Source organism: Burkholderia sp. MSMB1826 (assembly GCF_001526325.1).
Classification (GTDB): Bacteria; Pseudomonadota; Gammaproteobacteria; order Burkholderiales; family Burkholderiaceae; genus Burkholderia.
The window spans coordinates 106,257-123,288 of record NZ_LOYN01000057.1 but is presented as its reverse complement, the minus strand read 5'-3'; the positions used below and the strand labels follow the sequence as shown (position 1 = coordinate 123,288).

Sequence of the window (17,032 nt, the reverse complement as noted above, 5' to 3'; positions counted from 1 at the left end):
CGCGGCCACGAGGCCGCGCTTGTTGCATATATCAACGTTGCATGGGACCGGAAGGCGCCGACGCGCGCGTTTCGGCCGACAAGGAGACAAGCGATGAATCGCGCACCCGTGGTCGATGTCCAGACCTTCATCAACGAGCAGCCGTTCGGCGGCTTTCAATGGCTCGTTTTCCTCATGTGTTTCGTGATCGTGCTGCTCGACGGCTTCGATACGGCCGCGATCGGCTTCATCGCGCCGTCGTTGCTCGGCGAATGGAACCTGACCAAGCCCGATCTCGCGCCCGTGCTCAGCGCCGCACTGTTCGGCCTCGCGTGCGGTGCGCTCGTGTCCGGCCCGCTGTCCGACCGGCTCGGCCGCCGCTCGCTGCTGCTCGGCTCGGTGTTCCTGTTCGGCGCCGCGTGCCTGATGTCCGCGTTCTCGAACACGATCGGACACCTGACGATCCTGCGTTTCGTCACCGGCGTCGGGCTCGGCGCCGCGATGCCGAACGCGGTCACGATGATGGGCGAATTCTGCCCGGACAAGCGCCGCGCGACCGTGATCAACCTGATGTTCTGCGGCTTTCCGCTCGGCGCCGCGTTCGGCGGTTTCCTGGCCGCGTGGATGATTCCGCATTTCGGCTGGCGCAGCGTGCTGGTGCTCGGCGGCGTGACGCCGCTGCTGCTCGGCGTGTTGTTGCTGCTGAAGATGCCGGAATCGGTGCGCTTCATGGTCGCGAATGGCCAGGGCATCGACAGGATCCGCGTGACGCTCGCGCACATCTCGCGCGACGCGCTGAACGCCGGCTCGTTCGCGTTGACCGAAGCCGCGCCGCAGACCGGCGGCAAGGGCCTCGGCGTCGTGCTGTCGCGCTCGTACATCGTCGGCTCGGTGATGCTGTGGCTTGCCTACTTCATGGGGCTCGTGATCTTCTACGCGTCGATCAACTGGATGCCGATCTTGCTGAAGGATGCGGGCCTGACGCCGAAGAGCGCGACGCTGATCTCGGCGCTGTTCCCGCTCGGTGGGGTGGGCGCCGTGCTGTGCGGTGTGCTGATGGACCGCTTCAACGCGAATCGCGTGATCGCCGTGTGCTACGCGCTGACGGCGGTGAGCGTGTATGCGATCGGGCAGGCGGCCGGCAACGTCGGGCTGCTGGTGCTGATCGTGTTCGTGGCCGGCGTGCTGATGAACACCGCGCAGTCGTCGATGCCGGCGCTGGCCGCCGCGTTCTATCCGACCGAAGGGCGCGGCACGGGTGTCGCGTGGATGCTCGGCGTCGGCCGGTTCGGCGGGATCGCCGGGTCGTTCCTCGTCGCCGAACTGACGCGCCGGCACTTCTCGTTCGCAGGGGTGTTCGCGACGATCGCCGTCGCGGGCGTGCTCGCGTGCGTCGCGCTGCTGATCAAGCAGATGGCGCGGCCGCACGGCGTTGCGCAGCCGGCGGGCAAGATCGAGTCGCTCGGGCATTGAGCGACGTTCGGGCCGGGCGATGCACCGGCCCCCAGCCTGATCGATTCAGGCCGCTCGCATGCCGATCGACCGGCGTACGACGATAGACCGGGCCGCGTTCGCGGCCCGTCGACATTCCGGCCGTCGCACCGTTACTCCTCCGCGTCGTGCTCCTTGACGAAGTTGCGCAGGTACGCGCGCAACGCGGCTTCCCGGCCGCGATGATCGTCGTGGTTCGCGGCGCCCATTTCTTCCTCGTCGCCGAACAGCGTCGGCGGCGCGCAGTACGTGCCGACTTCGATGTTCTCGCGCAGCACGCGAATATCGTGCGTGAGCGGGTGATACTCGGCGATCCAGTGCATTCCTTCGATGTACTCGCCCGTTCTCAGCATTGGCTTCATCGGCAATCTCCATGCAGAGCGGCGGTGCAACCGCCGAAGCGGTTGCACGCGCCCGTACCGAAAGGGTACGCCTGCCTCACGTGAAGCTCAACGGGCGGGCTTGCGAGGGCTCAGCGCGGCAGCAGGTGCGCGACGAGCGGGTACAGCGACAGGATCAGCAGCACGGCCATCGTCACGTTGAAGATGCGCAGCGCGCGGGGATTCGACAGGAAGCGCCGCAGGCCGAGGCCGAACGCGGCCCAAAGGCAGATGCACGGGAAGCCGATCAGGATGAACACGACGGACATCCAGGCGGCGTTCATTCCGTAGTCGGCGGACAGGCGGATCGTCGTCGCGGCGGTCAGCACCATCATCCACGCCTTCGGGTTGACCCACTGGAATGCGGCGGCTTCGATGAACGTCATCGGGCGCGGCTTGGCGCCGTGCGCCTTCACTTCGCCGGACGTACCGATCCGCCAGGCGAGATACAACAGGTACGCGACGCTCGCGGCTTCGAGGATCGTGTACAGCAGCGGCAGGCGCTTGAACGCTTCGCCGAGGCCGAAGCCGACGCAGAGCATCAGGATCGCGACGCCGATGCTGATGCCGAACAGGTGCGGCATCGTGCGGCGGAAACCGAAGTTGACGCCGGACGCGAGCAGCATCGTGTTGTTGGGGCCGGGCGTGATCGACGTGACGAGCGCGAACAGCATGCCGGCGGGCAACGCGCTGAGGGTGAGGAATTCCATCGCGGATTCTCCATTCGGTTCGAGGCTGGGATGGAGATCAGTTTAGCGACGGTTTTCTGTACAGTACCGGTACAGTTGGCTTGACGAATGCCGGTACGGAGACGTGCGAGTGCGTGACGGCGACCGTCAGTGCTACGCGGGTACCCGGCAGGGTTCTGCCTATCACAGGCGAACGATAGGCCGCTAACGTTCTTGCGATTCGTTGGGCTCAGATGTCCCAGCGGGCGGCAATGGGCGATTCGCAATCTCTATCGCTTCAGTTTGCGGCACACCCAAGGTCTGCAACAGGGATGAAGCTGCGCGCTCGGCAAAGCCGTTCTGACTGTACCCGATCATGTTCAACATGTCGGTAACCGGCTTCTCGTCCGCATCGAATCGGAGCTCGATCGCAATGGCGGTCAGTACCGCACCCCCGACCGTGATCACGCTCATCAGCGGGTCACTTGCCGAGAATCTCCCCGCGAGGATGCCTTTCTGAATATCCCTCAACAACCTGGGTCCGAGGCCGCGGCTGAGCGCTCGCATGGACAACCCTTCGCGGAGGAGAAATTGTCCCCAAACCGGCTCACTTCTGGCTCGCAGCAACGTATGGCGCAGCGATACAGAAATGATCTCGGCGGGGTCGGTGAGGTTGCCTGCGATGCGGTCCAGGGTATCCGCGAACTCCTCGAACACGATTTCCAAAACCGCGGCATGAATCGCTTCTTTCGATTCGAAGTGGTTGTAGAACGACCCGAACCCCACGTCCGCGGCTTCCGTAATTTCATTGATCGCGACGCCTTCCATCCCCTTTTGCGCCATGAGTACAAAGGCGGCATCCAGCAGGCGCGCCCGCGTCTCGCGCTTTCGGCGCGCGCCTCGAGGCTCGCGAACCTCAGGGCTCGACGGCCCTTGCCCGTTCGAGAAGACGGCCGGCGACGGTGTTCTGGTGCGACGGGAAGAAGTGTTGGGCATCGGCGTGCGTATGGATTCGGTGTTTGAGTATACGTTCGAACGTCAAAATTGACAAAATCATCAATTATGATTTCAATGTCATAAAGGCGGCCGGCAGTGGCCAGTCTCAAGAACTGGAGATGGAACGGTGGTGGAGACAAACCTGACGTGCGAGCCGGGCGTCCATGAAGGCAACGACGGCATGAGCTCTTCGGGCGGCCGCGACTTGCCGTCGGATGTAGACGTGCTCGTGGTGGGCTGCGGTCCCGTCGGCGCGGCGATCGGTGCGCTTCTTGGCCGGGACGGCGTGCGCGTGCTTGTCGTCGACAGGGCAGCGGAGATCTTCATGGCGCCACGTGCGATCGCGCTCGACAACGACGCGCTTCGCATCCTGCAGTACATCGGGGTGAACGAAGCCGACCTCGATACGGTGGCGATCCCGTACGTCCGGATGCGCTCTCCCTGGTTCGGAGAGTTCGGGCGCATCAATACGCTGGGGAGCATCGATGGCCATCCGAAGCTCGTGACGTTCTATCAACCGGACCTGGAGCGATGCTTGCGTTCGCGACTAGCCGCGCACCGCACGGCCCGAATGGCGCTCGGTGTGACGCTCGTCTCGCTCGACGAGCACGCCGATTACGTCGCCGCCACGCTCGACAGCGGGCCGGGCGCACGGCACGTCGTGCGCGCCCGCTACGTCGTCGGTGCCGACGGCGCCAGCTCGATCGTGCGCCAGCTGATCGGACAGGATTTCAAGGGCAAGACGTTCGCGGAGGACTGGTTGATCGTCGACGCGCGAAACGTGCGCCGACCCATCGACCATGTCGAGTTCATCTGTGACCATCGGCGGCCAACGCCTCATATGACCGCACCCGGGGGGCGCGAGCGTTGGGAGTTCATGCTCCATCCCGACGAGACGCGAGAAGAAATGGAATCCGACGAACGCATCCGCGAACTGCTCGCGCCGTGGGGCGACATCGAGGACATGGTGATCGAACGCAAGGCCGTGTACCGTTTTCATGCCCGAACCGTCACGACGTTCAGCAAAGGGCGCGTTTTTCTCGCGGGTGACGCCGCCCATATCACTCCGCCGTTCGTTGGCCAGGGGCTCGTCGCCGGCCTGCGCGATGCCGCGAATCTCGGCTGGAAACTGGCGTGGGTCGTCAAAGGCCACGCAATCCCGAAAATCCTGGATTCCTACGATCAGGAACGACGACCGCACGCCAAGGCGATGATCGGCGTCGCGAAATTCATGGGCAAGCTCGTGATGCCGCGAAACGCCGGGATCGCGTTGTTTACGCATGGTCTGATGCGATTGACGCGGCTCGTTCCGCCGCTACGGAATCACTTCGACGAACTCGGGATCAAGCCGAAGAATGCGTTCCGGAGCGGTCTGTTCGTCCCCGGCCATTCGTCCACGCGGCTCGTGCGCGGCGCAGCCCTGCCGCAGGGATGGCTGCGCAGGCACGATGGGACGATCCGCCTGAGCGACGACGTGTTCGGTAGTGGTCTCGCGCTGATCGGATTCGGACGGGATCCAGGCGTCGAACTCGACGCCGGCGCGCGAGCCGCGCTGATCGCGGCGGGCGGTGTCGTGGTGCAGGTCGTGCACCGCGGGCAGCGCCTTCATCGCATCGAGGACGACGGATGGGAGGACCTGGACGGTACATTCATGCCGGGTGTCGTGCGGTTTGGCTGGGCGGCCGTGATTCGGCCGGACAAAACGGTCCTGCACGAAGGCCCGGTGGCCGACTCGACCCGTCTGGTTCTCGAATCCCTGCGATTGCTTGGTGCACGCACCTCGTTGTCGTCGCTGTCCGATCACATTGCCCAGCCGATTTCCTGAGGCCCCCATGAAGCTCACGACTGCACAACCCGCACGGAGTCCCCAGCCGACGACGAAGGCTCGGGCACTTTCCTATTTGATGTTCGAGCGTCCCGATCTCGAACGGGCCGAACGATTTCTCAACGATTTCGGCCTGCGAACGGTATCCCGTGACGGCGAATATCTGTTTCTCCGAGGCACGGCCGCCACACCGTTCTGCTATGTCATCCGGCAGGCTGAAAAAAATCGTTTCGTCGGCTTCGGGCTTGAAGTTGACGGTATCGACGCACTGCGAAAGCTTGCCGACGTGCCGGGCGCGTCGGACGTGGAGCCGTCGCCGTGGCCCGGAGGCGGCCATCGCGTCACGCTCGTCGATCCGTCGGGTTTTCGTGTCGACGCGGTCGCGGGACAAGCGCGGGCCGGCGCCCTGCCGCACCGGTCGGCGTTAGCGTTCAACTCGCCCGATTCCATCGTTCGCGTGAACGATACCCAGCGTGCGCCGCTGGCGGCGCCGGAAGTGATTCGCCTCGGTCATGTCGTGCTCGAACTCGCCGATTTCCAGGCGACTTGCGCGTGGTACACGTCTCACTTCGGTTTCATCCCGAGCGACGTTCAGGTGTTGCCGGATGGATCGCCCGCCGTCGCGTTCTTGCGGCTCGATCGCGGGGCGACCCCCACGGATCACCATACCCTGGCATTGGCACAGGGATTCGCAGCGCTTTACAGCCACTCGGCATTCGAGCTGGTGGACGCGGACGCCGTCGGGATCGGGCAGCGTGTGTTGAGCGAAAAAGGATGGACGCACGCATGGGGGATGGGTCGTCACATTCTCGGCAGCCAGGTCTTCGACTATTGGCAGGACCCTTGGGGCGACAAGCACGAACACTATTGCGATGGGGACATGTTCACGGCGGACGTGGCGACGGGCATCCACGAAGTCAGCCGTGAAGCGATGTCGCAGTGGGGCCCGCGGATGCCGCGCAGCTTCACCAAACCGAAGATCACCGCCGCAAGCATCGCATCGCTGATCCGAAATCTCCGGGCCAGTCCGGACGTCACGTTTGCGAAGCTGCGCACGCTCGCGAAGCTGTTTGCGTGACCTTCATCTTCACTCAGACCTGTTCGAGGCATCTTCATGGCATTGCACGTCTTGCACTACCGGCATCAGGGGCGCGCCCAATGGGGCGTGGTGAGGCACCACCGGATCACGCCGATACCGGGCGACTACCCGACGACCGGCGAATTCGTGCGAGCACATCGGATCGATGACCTCGCCGCGCTCGACGGAGAAACGATTCGCGAATCGGACGTCGAGTGGCTGTCGCCGGTCACGCGCAATCAACGGTTCGTTTGTCAGGGCGCCAACTATCGCCAGCACATGATCGAGTCCGGCATGAATCCGGATGCGAAGTCGTTCAACATGATCTTCACGAAGGCGACGAGCTGCATCGTCGCCGCCGATTCCGACGTCATCCGGCCGCAACATGTGCGGTTTCTGGACTACGAGATCGAACTGGGGCTCGTGCTTCGCCGCGATATCACGTCCCGGCAAGCCATCACGGACACGAACCTGCACGAGTACGTGGCGGGCCTCGTGATCGTCAACGACTATTCCGCACGCGATATCCAGATTCCTCAAATGCAGTTTTACAAGGGAAAAAGCTATCGGACGTTCGGGCCCGTGGGGCCGTATCTGTGCCTGCTGGATTCAAGCGATATCGCGCGGCTGCGCGCGCTGACACTGACGCTGACCGTGAACGGGGAAGTGCGCCAGAGCGATTCGACCGCGAACCTCGTGTATGGTCCGGCCGAAACGCTCACGGAGCTTTCGGGTGTTCAGGATCTGAACGCCGGTGACTTGCTTGCAACGGGCACGCCGTCCGGATGCGCGCTCAGCATTCCGTCGCCGGCGAAGCAACGGGTTGCCGCGTTGCTGCCGGAGCACATGAAGTGGCGGATCTTCGCGAAGGTTCAGGCCGCGCGCCCGCAGTACCTGAAGGCCGGGGATCTGGTCGAGTCGCGGATCCGGAGCAGGGACGGGGCAATCGACCTCGGTGTGCAACGCAACCGAATCGTGAACGAGCTCGCATGAACGCCATCGCAACCGAAGCGGACGTGCTTCGGATCGAAAACCAGGGGCCGCCCGCCGACCTCCCGGCCAGCACTTACGAGATGATCGGCCGTGGTGCGGCGATCGACCCGACCGCGCCGGCCTTGTCATTTTTCCTGCGCGCCGACGATCATCGCAAGCCATTGCGCTGGAACTATGCGGCGCTTCTGCGGGATATCACCCGCGCCGCGAACATGTTTTCACGCCTCGGTATCGATCGCCACTCGGTGGTCGCCTACGTGCTGCCGAATTTGCCGGAAACGCATTTCGTCATCTGGGGAGGCGAAGCGGCCGGGATCGTGTGCGCGATCAATCCGTTGCTGGAGGGGCCGGCGATCGCATCGCTGCTCAAGGCCGCAAACGCAAAGGTGCTGGTGACGCTGGCGCCTTTTCCGGGAACGGATATCTGGTCGAAGATCCAGCCCATCCTGAGCGAGGTGCCATCGCTGCAAAGCCTCGTCCTGATCGATCTGGCCGAGCGTGTGCGGGGGTGGCGCCGAATTGCCGCCCGCGCGATGCAGCGTCGCGAATGCAAACGGTTGCACGGGCGCGCGGGCGTGCGCGGTGCCGTTCCGCGCCACGTCGAGATCCATGACTTCGACAGTGCGATGTCGCGTGAATCCGGCGATTCGCTGCTGAGCCCACGGCGTTTTGAAGCCGACGACATATCGTCTTACTTCTGTACGGGCGGCACGACGGGATTGCCGAAAATCGCGATTCGCCGGCACGGCAACGAGGTGGCCAATGCCTGGAGCGTCGGGCAGGTCGTCGGCGCCGGGATGGGCCCGGGGAAGACCGTGTTCTGCGGACTGCCGCTGTTCCATGTCAATGCCGTGCTGGCAACCGGCCTGGTGCCGTTCTCGCGCGGCGCACATGTGGTGCTGGGTACGCCACAGGGCTATCGCGGCGACGGCGTCGTCAAACGATTCTGGGAAATCGTCGAGCACCACAGGATCAATTTCTTCAGCGCGGTGCCGACCTTGTATTCGGCGTTGCTCGACGTGCCCGTCGACGGCCGGAACATCGACTCGCTGGAATATGGACTTTGCGGTGCCGCGCCGATGCCCGTGGAAGTATTTCGCCTGTTCCAGGATCGCACCGGGGTCCGGATCCTCGAAGGCTACGGGCTCACCGAGGGCGCATGCGTAAGCAGCGTCAATCCGCCAGGCGGCGAACGGCGTCTCGGTTCGATCGGCTTGCGCATCCCCGGCCAAATGATGAAGGCGGTGATACTCGACGACGCCGGCCGCTACGTGCGCGATTGCGTCGAGAACGAAGTCGGTGTGCTGACGATTTCCGGGCCGAACGTGTTCGCGGGCTATCTTCAGGAAGATCAGAACAAGAGCCTGTGGCTCGATCTCGGCGACGGCCGGCAGTGGCTCAACACCGGGGATCTCGCGCGACGCGATGCCCAAGGCTACTTCTGGCTCACGGGCCGCCGCAAGGAGCTCATCATCCGGGGAGGTCACAATATCGATCCGGCGACGATCGAAGAACCGCTGCACCGCCACCCGGCAGTGCAAATCGCTGCGGCAATCGGACGTCCCGACGTGCATGCTGGCGAGCTGCCAGTCGCATACGTGCAGTTGAAAGCCGGCGCAACGGCAACCGAGACGGAGCTCGACACGTTCATACGCAGCATGATCGGCGAGCGCGCCGCGATACCGAAGCGGATTCATATCGTCGATGCGATGCCGCTTACGGCGGTCGGCAAGATCTTCAAGCCCGAACTCAAACGATGGGAGACGTTCGACGCGCTGGTCTCCGCGCTGAAGGATGCCGGCGTCGAGGGTGCGCGGGTGAGCATGGTGGACGACCCGTCGCGCGGGCTCACCCTGCATGTGGCGCTGAGCGATTACGCGCAGATTGCGAAGGTCAATACGGTGATGGGCCGCTTCCCGTTTGCCTTTTCGACTTCTGTCGAACCCGAACATCACTGATTGTCGATTCTTGGAACGTTTGGGGTTGAAGTAAGCAAATAACTTAGGAATTCGAAGTTAATGAAGAAAGGGATTTTTCTTGACGAAGCAGCACCCGATGCTTTTGGCCTCGTGTGTCATAAGCGCAGGACCAGCCCGAAAGTCATGCCTGGCGCACGAGGATGAAGACAGGTTTCACGATTCTTGAACACCAACACCAAAATCTGGAGACAAACATGAAACGGATCAGCGCAGGAACCGTCGTACTGGTCGCGGCCATCTCTGGCGCGCATGCCCAATCAGCCGGTCAGTGGGTGGTCAATGCCGGCTGGTCCCATTTTGCGCCGCAGGGGGCGGCGGATCCGCTGACCGTCAATGCGCTCGGCCAGTCACAAGTGATGACCGGCAGCGGTGGGGAGATCGCAAGCAGCGATACGTTCGGAGTGACCGCAACGTACTTCCTGACCGACCATATCGCGGCGACGACGGTCATGGGTTTTCCGCCGACATGGCACTTGAACGGCGCAGGTACGCTCAGCGGCTTCGGCGAGTTGGGGACCGCGCGGGCCTGGAGTCCGGCGATCATCTTCAACTACTACATCGGCCAACCGAATGCACGGTTCAGGCCGTATCTGGGTGCCGGCGTCACCTACACGTGGTTCAGCAACATCAAGCTCAGCAATCCCGTTTCCACCGGCCAGATCTATTTCTCGCCGACCGTCGGGACCGCGCTCGAGGGACCGACATCCGTGTCGCTCAGTCATTCCTTTGCGCCCGTCGTCAACGGCGGCCTGACCTACAACATCGATTCTCACTGGTCGATCAATGCGTCGGTGGCGTATTCGTGGGTATCGACACGCGCCACGCTCACTACCCGGTCATCCGTCGGCACGGTCACGAGCACCAGCAAATTCCGGGTCAATCCGATCGTGACGTTCCTGTCGGTCGGATACCGCTTCTGAACCGCATTAGCCAGGACACGTCGCACGCATGTTGCAGTCGCCGCCCAGCGCGGCGACGTGACGATCGCCGTCGAGTTTCAGCGTCGCATGGCCCGACCGCAGTTTCGTGATCCTTGCTCGCGACATGCGTCGAGTGCGATCGGAATGTTGAGGATTGCTAACCCGAAAGATGAATATGACACCGACGTTAGGAAACGTTCGAGCACGCGCTCTATCGACATAAATGACAAAATTATCAATATTGAGTTTAATGTCAATAAATGTTGTGGCCGGCCCATGTGGGGCGCCTGGTTACCGATCGCGGCGACCAAGGCGTCGAGGGTTACTTGATTCCAAGGGAGCGCACTCGCAGCGGAGGCGTCCCGAACCGTCATACGCGGGTGTTGCTCGGGAGGGAAATGTGAAGTCGATTAGCTATGCATACGCCGCTGCGCTCATCGCGGGATTGGCAACGTCACATGCGCATGCCGAACTGGGCGGCGCACCGATATCGCTGCCCGCCGCCGATCAGGCCGCGAAAGTGCGTGTGATGCGGCCTGCGAATCGAGCGGCCGATGGCCTGACGGCGAATCCAGCCGTTTACATCGTCCGTGAAACTACGCTCGGATCGGGAACCGTGATTCGCGAATACACATTGGGCGACGGAATCGTCTTCGGCATAGCGTGGCAAGGGCCGACGATTCCCGATCTCGGGTCGTTGCTCGGCGGTTATCTTCGCGATTACAGCGCGGGCGTGGAAGTCGCGCATGCACTTCGTGGCTGGCGTACGCCGGTATCTGTTTCGGCGCGCAATCTCGTGATCAAGACAGGAGGGCACATGGGGGCATTTTCCGGGCAAGCCTGGTTGCCGCCCGCGCTTCCGCCCGGCCTGACCGGCAACGATATCCTGTAACTCCCATGAAAATGATCATGAGCATTTTTCGGACGGTCGTCCGGTGGTTCAGCATATTCAGCTTGATGACCGTCTCGGCGGCTTTCCTCGTTGCGTGCGGCGGCGGCGATTCAGGTTCCGGCGAAACGGGCGCCAGTAGTTCTGGCGCATCGGACGGCAACACCGGAAATACCGCAATCGTTACGGTTGCGCGAGGCGTTGCACGCGTCGTCAACATTCCGACCGTCAACATCAAGATTTGTGCGCCCGGAACGTCACGCTGCCAGGTGGTGTCCAATGTGCTCGTTGACACCGCATCGTATGGCTTGCGGATCGTACGTGATGCAATTCCAAGCGTTATCGACAGCCTGCCTAAAACGACTACAAACGACGGATCGACGCTTTCCGAATGCGGCAAGTTCGTTTCGAGTTATACGTGGGGCACGGTTCGAACGATTGACCTTTCCATTGGCGATGAACGTGCGAGTTCCTTGCCGGTGCAGATCATCGGCGATCTTGCCACGGACAACGTGCCAAGTTCGTGTACAAACGGGAATGAAGCTGCGAACTCGGCCACGGCTCTTGGTGCAAACGGTATTCTTGGAATTGGTCCGGCGCCCTATGATTGTGGTGCACCCTGTGTGAAGGTCGCGTCGTTGAGCAACTACTACTCGTGCGCGGACGGAAACTCGAGCTGCGTACAAGTCACCGTGCCGCTATCGCAACAGATCAGCAATCCTGTCGGTCAGTTCGCCGCAGACAACAACGGCGTGATTGTACAAATGCCGCAGATTTCGGAAGACGGTCGGGAAAGCGTGACGGGCTCGTTGATTTTTGGCATCGGCACTCAAGGCAACAATGCATTCGGCGCCACCACGAAGCTGATGTCAACGACGACGGGTGATGTGCCAGGAGCGTTCCTTTCCAGAAAGGTCGCCGCGTTCTTCGATACTGGATCAAATGCGAATTTCTTCGATGACTCGGCGCAGATTGCGTGTGCCAAGAACACGCAATTCTACTGCCCGTCAACGACGACCACCTATGCTGCGACTCTGGTTGGGCTCGACGGCACAGTGAGCATGATTTCCCTGTCCGTTGCTAACGCAGATACGTTGTTCTCGAGGAGTTCAACATATGCATTCAATGACGTCGCAGGTCACTTCGGCTCGTCCTCTTGGCTAGATCTCGGGCTGCCATATTTTTACGGTCGAACGATCTATTTTGGCCTGGATCGTTCGGCGGAAGGCGGCTCTGCGCCTTACGTCGCATACTGATGCCTTGAGGCGGGCCGGCAACCCATCAAGATACTTGTCATTGATCTGCAATCGGTTGGAAATTGAGTCGCCGAAGGAGATGGGTATTGGATCGGGGTGACACCGGCTCGTCCAGTCGATCTACTCAAGCGCGCACCCTGTTATTCGCCCCTTCATGCACTTGAACCACAGCCTCACCGCCCCGACCCCGCCCGCCACCGGAATCCGCGGCAACAGAAACGGATCGTCGGCCGCGCCTGCGCATCCGCGCCGGGTCGTCGTCGCATTGTCGTAGCCGGCAGCGATGACCTGATCGCGCACGCGTGCGTCGAGATCGCCGTACGGATAACAGAACGATTCGACGCATTGGCCGCTCAGCATTTCGAGCTGCCGCTTCGATTCGGTCAACTGAAACGCAGAGACAGGTGCAGACACATGCGACAGCGCGACGTGATCGAGCGTGTGCGAGCCGATTTCGTGGCCGTGATCGCGCCACGCGAGCATGTCCGCGCACGTCATCAGCGGCGAGCGCGCGGTCGGGGCGCCCGCGTCCCAGTCGTTCGCGCCGCCGAACCGGCCGGCGACGAAGTAGCAGGTCGCGGTGAAGCCGAGCGCGTCCAGCACGGGCATCGCATGCGTCAGCACGTTGAGAAAGCCGTCGTCGAACGAAATGCCGAAGACCTTGCCCTGCCGCTCCCCGCGCAGGTACGGCTGCAGTTCGCGCACGCTCAGGCCGCGGTAGCCGAGCCGCTTGAACAGCGTCATCTGGCGGCGGAATGCGTCGGGCGCGACGCTCAGGCTGCGCAGCCGGTCGCTCGGCGGCGGCAGCGGGCGGATCTGGTGATACATCAGGATCGGATAGCGTGGGGTGTGCGCAAGCATCGGGCGGATCGCAGGAAAGCGGGGTTACGCGGCCTTGCGGAAAATCCGCAGGGACTTGAAGTCGCCGACCTCGGCGAAATCGGCACGAGCGGCCCATTGCGCGATGATCGGCTCGGCCTTTCGGTAGGCCGACGAGCCCTTGTAGAACAGCAGGTGGCCGTTGGGCGCGGTATGACGTGCGAACAGGTCGAGCACCGCTTCGTCGGTCTTCGCGCCGTAGCGGCTGTTCGCTTCGTCGCGGAACTCGCACGGATGAAACAGCGTGACGGCGTCGAACGTCGGCAGCAGGCTCGAATTGCTCGTATAGATGTCGCCGAAATACGCGAGGTAGGTCTTGCTCACCTCGGGCTGCCGCGTGACGAGATCGACGTACGACTTGTATTCCTTCGGCGATGCCGTCACGCCGAAGACGGTGTTGTTCAGATGCGGCCGCGCGCATTCGACGCCTACGTGGTGGTGGCCGCCGGTACCGAAGTGATAGATGCGGATGCCCTTGAGGCGCACGGATTCCAGCCATTCGACGAAGTGCACGTCGCACGGACATTCCTGCGTGCGCAGGTCCCAGTACTTCTTCCAGATATTCATCGCCATTGCGTGGATCTCAAGGAGGTCGCCCAGCGGTACGGGTTGTGTCGAACCGATTTCTGATAGACGGACAACGTCGCGTCGACGAATGCGTCGAACGAGAACTCACGCTTGCCTTTCAGCCGCGCGCTGCGCCCCATCGCACGGACGCAGCCGGGTTCCTGCACGATCGCGCGCAGGATCGCTTCGATCGCCGCGGGCTCGCGCGGCGGGACGACCCAACCGTCCACGCCCGGTTCGACGTTCTCGGGCAGCCCGCCCACGCGCGTCACGATCGCGGGGCAGCCGAGCGACATCGCTTCGCGGCACGCGTACGACAGGCTCTCGTGGTACGACAGCACGAACGACACATCGATGATCGAGAACGGCGCCTGCACATCGTCGAGCCGTCCGGTGAACGCGGTGCGCGACGCCATGCCGTGCCGCGCGAGTTGCGCGCGCTGCTCGCCGGACGGTTCCGCGCCGACCAGCAGCACGCGAAACCGCTCGCGCTCGGTTTCGGGCAGGCGGCCGAGCGCGGCGATCAGGTCCATCCAGCCTTTTTCGGGCGCGGTGCCGGCGCTGCTGCCCAGCACGATCGCATCCGCGCCGGCCGCGCCGAACAGCGCGATCTTGCGGCGGCGGATCTCGTCGGCCGCGAGTCGTTCGGCAGCCGGCCGGCGCACGCCGTGCTTGACGACCGTGACGTTGTCGTACGGCGAGCGCAGCGCGAGCATGCTCGCGACGTAGTCGCTGACCGCGATCGTATGGTCGGTCGCCAGCCGCGCGCGCAACTGGTTGCCGAAGCTGTCGGCGCGATAGGTGTTGTGCTTGGTCAGCACGACCGCGGGTCGATACCGGCACGCGAGCAGCGCCAGCATCACCTGCCGGTGATCGGCGGACCCGTTCACGTGGATCACGTCGAAGCGCTCCGCGACGATCAATCGACGCAGCCGCAGGATCTCCCGGCACAGCCGGTTCCAGCGTGGCTTGAATTCCATGTCGAAGATGCCCACGTCGGGGCTGTCCTTCAGCAGTCGCGACAGGCGGCTGCCTTGCGGCGACGCCACGGTCACGCGGTGATGGCGGCTCATCGCGACGGCGAGATCGCGAACGTAGGTGTCCTGGCCGCCGCCATAATCGCCGTGGAAGTTGGTGTACAGAATGTTCATCACGATGCCGCTTTCTCTCCGCCCTTCATTTACAAGGATTACTGATGAAATGAAGGGCTCGACCTGATGGAACGGAAGCAATGACGCGAACGCGATGTCGCGTCTCCGGCTCGAGATTGCGTGTCGACGTCAAGACATGGCGTCAACGCCAATCATTTCCAAATATTACAGATCGTTTACGTGACGTAGTGTCGAGGTCTGCGCATCTTTGTGCGAATGTGTCGCGATCGCTGGATCGTGTCGTCTCCTATGTGACGATCTCCGGCGATCGCGACCGGCACGGCGGTCCCGACCGGTACCTTCCCGCAACCCGAATTCCCCGGCATCCGAGCGCGCCGAAAGCAGGCCGGACCGGCGACACGATCCTTTTTGCGGCGACACCAGGACGCAAATCAACCGATGTCGCTTTCAGATTTGAAAGCCGGCCCACCATTTGCGTTAGAATGCCCCCCCTTGTCCGCCCAGGCGATCGCCCGAAGCGGACAAGTCGCCCGCTTGGAGACACAGGTTTCGATTCGCAGCCGGACGCGAATGATGGGCCAGCCGTTAGCAACATACGCTTTGCAATTTGGATCACTAATGAAAAAGAAGCACAACATTACCAAGTACATCGTTGTCGCGATGATTCTTGGCATCGCCGTAGGTTACGCCTGCCACAGCGCGTTTCCCGACCCGAAGATGGCGAAGGAGGTCGCCGGTTACGTGTCGTTGCTGTCCGATGTGTTCCTGCGCCTGATCAAGATGATCATCGCGCCGCTGGTGTTCGCGACGCTGACCGTCGGCATCGCGCAGATGGGCGACGGCAGCGCGGTGGGTCGCGTGGGCGTCAAGGCGTTCGGCTGGTTCTTCATCGCGTCGTTTACGTCGCTGCTGCTCGGCCTGCTGACCGCGACGCTCCTGCAGCCGGGCAGCCACCTGAGCCTGCCGCTGCCGCCGTCCGATGCGGCGCTCAACCTGAAGACCGGCGCGTTCACGCTGAAGGATTTCGTCGTGCATCTGGTGCCGAAGTCGATCGCCGAAGCGATGGCGAACAACGAAATCCTGCAGATCGTCGTGTTCTCGATCTTCTTCGGCACCGCGCTGTCCGCGCTCGGCGAAGCGGGCAAGCGACTGACCGCCGTGATCGACGATCTCGCGCAGGTGATGCTGAAGGTGACGGGCGCGGTGATGGGGTTCGCGCCGGTCGCGGTGTTCGCGGCGCTGGCGTCGACGATCACGACCGAAGGGCTCGGCATCCTGCTCACGTTCGCGAAGTTCATGGCGAGCTTCTATCTGGCGCTCGCGCTGCTGTGGGCCGTGCTGACGCTGGCCGGCGTGACGTTCCTCGGCAAGCGTGCGTTCACGCTGCTGCGGCTGATCCGCGAGCCGTTCCTGCTGTCGTTCGCGACGGCCAGCTCCGAGGCCGCGTATCCGAAGCTGCTGGACGCGCTCGACCGCTTCGGCGTGAACCGCAAGATCTCGAGCTTCGTGCTGCCGATCGGCTATTCGTTCAACCTCGACGGCTCGATGATGTACTGCACGTTCGCGGTGCTGTTCATCGCGCAGGTGTACGGCATCCATCTGCCGCTCGGCACGCAGATCACGATGCTGCTGATGCTGATGGTGACGTCGAAGGGGATGGCGGGCGTGCCGCGCGCATCGCTGGTCGTGATCGCGGCGACGCTCAACCAGTTCAACCTGCCCGAAGCCGGATTGCTGCTGATCATGGGCGTCGACATGTTCCTCGACATGGGGCGCTCGGCCACCAACGCCGTCGGCAACTCGATCGCGGCGGCCGTGGTCGCGAAGTGGGAAGGGCAGCTTGGCGAGCCGCGCGACGAGGCGGATTCGGATGGCGACGCCGGGCTCGAGCAGGCGCAAGTGCGGGAGACGGCGACGTCCGCATGATGTCCTCGCCTGGCAACTGATGCGAGCCGGCTGGGATTCGACATGGATTCCGGCCGGCGCGCGACACGCTCCGCCGGTCGTTCCCGCGGCCGCA

15 protein-coding genes are annotated in these 17,032 nt (G+C 63.0%); 9 read left to right on the top strand and 6 right to left on the bottom strand.

The window, feature by feature from the left end:
- Window positions 1–93 precede the first annotated feature (93 nt).
- Entirely contained in the window at window positions 94–1,452 is a 1,359-nt protein-coding gene (locus tag WS95_RS30710) for an MFS transporter (protein ID WP_059827847.1), read from the top strand.
- Between the two features lie 131 nt (window positions 1,453–1,583).
- Here the strand turns inward: WS95_RS30710 and WS95_RS30705 are convergent, their stop codons facing one another.
- From WS95_RS30705 to WS95_RS30695, 3 genes are all read right to left on the bottom strand, one after another.
- Window positions 1,584–1,832: a hypothetical protein gene (locus tag WS95_RS30705; protein WP_034205765.1), complete on the bottom strand. Its 249-nt coding sequence runs from the start codon at window positions 1,830–1,832 to the stop codon at window positions 1,584–1,586.
- A gap of 110 nt (window positions 1,833–1,942) precedes the next feature.
- On the bottom strand, window positions 1,943–2,560 hold the full coding sequence (locus WS95_RS30700; RefSeq protein WP_034205764.1) for a LysE family translocator: 618 nt from the start codon (window positions 2,558–2,560) through the stop codon (window positions 1,943–1,945).
- A 183-nt stretch (window positions 2,561–2,743) separates the two neighbouring features.
- Window positions 2,744–3,514 carry a TetR/AcrR family transcriptional regulator gene (locus tag WS95_RS30695; protein ID WP_059827845.1) on the bottom strand — a complete coding sequence of 257 codons (771 nt, stop codon included), beginning with the start codon at window positions 3,512–3,514 and terminating at the stop codon, window positions 2,744–2,746.
- Window positions 3,515–3,644: 130 nt separating this feature from the next.
- On the opposite strand from WS95_RS30695, the gene WS95_RS30690 reads away from it, so the two are divergent.
- From WS95_RS30690 to WS95_RS30660, 7 genes are all read left to right on the top strand, one after another.
- Entirely contained in the window at window positions 3,645–5,339 is a 1,695-nt protein-coding gene (locus tag WS95_RS30690) for a bifunctional 3-(3-hydroxy-phenyl)propionate/3-hydroxycinnamic acid hydroxylase (protein WP_059827843.1), read from the top strand.
- 7 nt (window positions 5,340–5,346) lie between these two features.
- The gene (locus WS95_RS30685) at window positions 5,347–6,417 is read left to right on the top strand and encodes a VOC family protein (protein WP_059827841.1); all 1,071 of its coding nucleotides are present in this window, start codon (window positions 5,347–5,349) and stop codon (window positions 6,415–6,417) included.
- Window positions 6,418–6,453: 36 nt separating this feature from the next.
- Window positions 6,454–7,410: a fumarylacetoacetate hydrolase family protein gene (locus WS95_RS30680; RefSeq protein ID WP_059827839.1), complete on the top strand. Its 957-nt coding sequence runs from the start codon at window positions 6,454–6,456 to the stop codon at window positions 7,408–7,410.
- On the top strand, window positions 7,407–9,368 hold the full coding sequence (locus WS95_RS30675; protein WP_059827837.1) for an acyl-CoA synthetase: 1,962 nt from the start codon (window positions 7,407–7,409) through the stop codon (window positions 9,366–9,368). Before WS95_RS30680 ends, WS95_RS30675 begins: the two co-directional genes overlap by 4 nt.
- Window positions 9,369–9,583: 215 nt before the next feature.
- On the top strand, window positions 9,584–10,309 hold the full coding sequence (locus WS95_RS30670; protein ID WP_059827835.1) for an OmpW/AlkL family protein: 726 nt from the start codon (window positions 9,584–9,586) through the stop codon (window positions 10,307–10,309).
- A gap of 400 nt (window positions 10,310–10,709) precedes the next feature.
- Window positions 10,710–11,201 carry a DUF2844 domain-containing protein gene (locus WS95_RS30665; RefSeq protein ID WP_059827833.1) on the top strand — a complete coding sequence of 164 codons (492 nt, stop codon included), beginning with the start codon at window positions 10,710–10,712 and terminating at the stop codon, window positions 11,199–11,201.
- Window positions 11,202–11,206: 5 nt separating this feature from the next.
- Complete coding sequence (locus WS95_RS30660) at window positions 11,207–12,454, top strand: DUF3443 domain-containing protein (RefSeq protein WP_082747037.1); 1,248 nt, start codon at window positions 11,207–11,209, stop codon at window positions 12,452–12,454.
- A 120-nt stretch (window positions 12,455–12,574) separates the two neighbouring features.
- Here WS95_RS30660 and WS95_RS30655 read toward each other — a convergent pair whose 3' ends face one another.
- Genes WS95_RS30655 through WS95_RS30645 form a run of 3 tightly spaced genes read right to left on the bottom strand, consistent with a single transcriptional unit; the run spans window position 12,575 to window position 15,051 of the window.
- Window positions 12,575–13,315: a polysaccharide deacetylase family protein gene (locus tag WS95_RS30655; protein WP_059786348.1), complete on the bottom strand. Its 741-nt coding sequence runs from the start codon at window positions 13,313–13,315 to the stop codon at window positions 12,575–12,577.
- Window positions 13,316–13,339: 24 nt separating this feature from the next.
- Window positions 13,340–13,900: a hypothetical protein gene (locus WS95_RS30650; RefSeq protein ID WP_059786608.1), complete on the bottom strand. Its 561-nt coding sequence runs from the start codon at window positions 13,898–13,900 to the stop codon at window positions 13,340–13,342.
- On the bottom strand, window positions 13,897–15,051 hold the full coding sequence (locus tag WS95_RS30645; RefSeq protein ID WP_059827831.1) for a glycosyltransferase: 1,155 nt from the start codon (window positions 15,049–15,051) through the stop codon (window positions 13,897–13,899). Before WS95_RS30645 ends, WS95_RS30650 begins: the two co-directional genes overlap by 4 nt.
- Window positions 15,052–15,630: 579 nt before the next feature.
- Here WS95_RS30645 and WS95_RS30640 point away from each other — a divergent pair.
- Window positions 15,631–16,938 (top strand): dicarboxylate/amino acid:cation symporter, encoded by a 1,308-nt coding sequence (locus WS95_RS30640; RefSeq protein WP_059786353.1) that lies wholly within the window; start codon window positions 15,631–15,633, stop codon window positions 16,936–16,938.
- Window positions 16,939–17,032: the final 94 nt, after the last annotated feature.

What these genes read in the sequence shown, in the direction of transcription:
- WS95_RS30640 (WP_059786353.1), top strand. Translation starts at nt 15,631, where the DNA reads ATGAAAAAGAAGCACAACATTACCAAGTACATCGTTGTCGCGATGATT.
- WS95_RS30685 (WP_059827841.1), top strand. Translation starts at nt 5,347, where the DNA reads ATGAAGCTCACGACTGCACAACCCGCACGGAGTCCCCAGCCGACGACG.
- WS95_RS30660 (WP_082747037.1), top strand. Translation starts at nt 11,207, where the DNA reads ATGAAAATGATCATGAGCATTTTTCGGACGGTCGTCCGGTGGTTCAGC.
- WS95_RS30650 (WP_059786608.1), bottom strand. Translation starts at nt 13,900, where the DNA reads ATGAATATCTGGAAGAAGTACTGGGACCTGCGCACGCAGGAATGTCCG.
- WS95_RS30700 (WP_034205764.1), bottom strand. Translation starts at nt 2,560, where the DNA reads ATGGAATTCCTCACCCTCAGCGCGTTGCCCGCCGGCATGCTGTTCGCG.
- WS95_RS30710 (WP_059827847.1), top strand. Translation starts at nt 94, where the DNA reads ATGAATCGCGCACCCGTGGTCGATGTCCAGACCTTCATCAACGAGCAG.
- WS95_RS30680 (WP_059827839.1), top strand. Translation starts at nt 6,454, where the DNA reads ATGGCATTGCACGTCTTGCACTACCGGCATCAGGGGCGCGCCCAATGG.
- WS95_RS30670 (WP_059827835.1), top strand. Translation starts at nt 9,584, where the DNA reads ATGAAACGGATCAGCGCAGGAACCGTCGTACTGGTCGCGGCCATCTCT.
- WS95_RS30705 (WP_034205765.1), bottom strand. Translation starts at nt 1,832, where the DNA reads ATGAAGCCAATGCTGAGAACGGGCGAGTACATCGAAGGAATGCACTGG.
- WS95_RS30655 (WP_059786348.1), bottom strand. Translation starts at nt 13,315, where the DNA reads ATGCTTGCGCACACCCCACGCTATCCGATCCTGATGTATCACCAGATC.
- WS95_RS30695 (WP_059827845.1), bottom strand. Translation starts at nt 3,514, where the DNA reads ATGCCCAACACTTCTTCCCGTCGCACCAGAACACCGTCGCCGGCCGTC.
- WS95_RS30675 (WP_059827837.1), top strand. Translation starts at nt 7,407, where the DNA reads ATGAACGCCATCGCAACCGAAGCGGACGTGCTTCGGATCGAAAACCAG.
- WS95_RS30645 (WP_059827831.1), bottom strand. Translation starts at nt 15,051, where the DNA reads ATGAACATTCTGTACACCAACTTCCACGGCGATTATGGCGGCGGCCAG.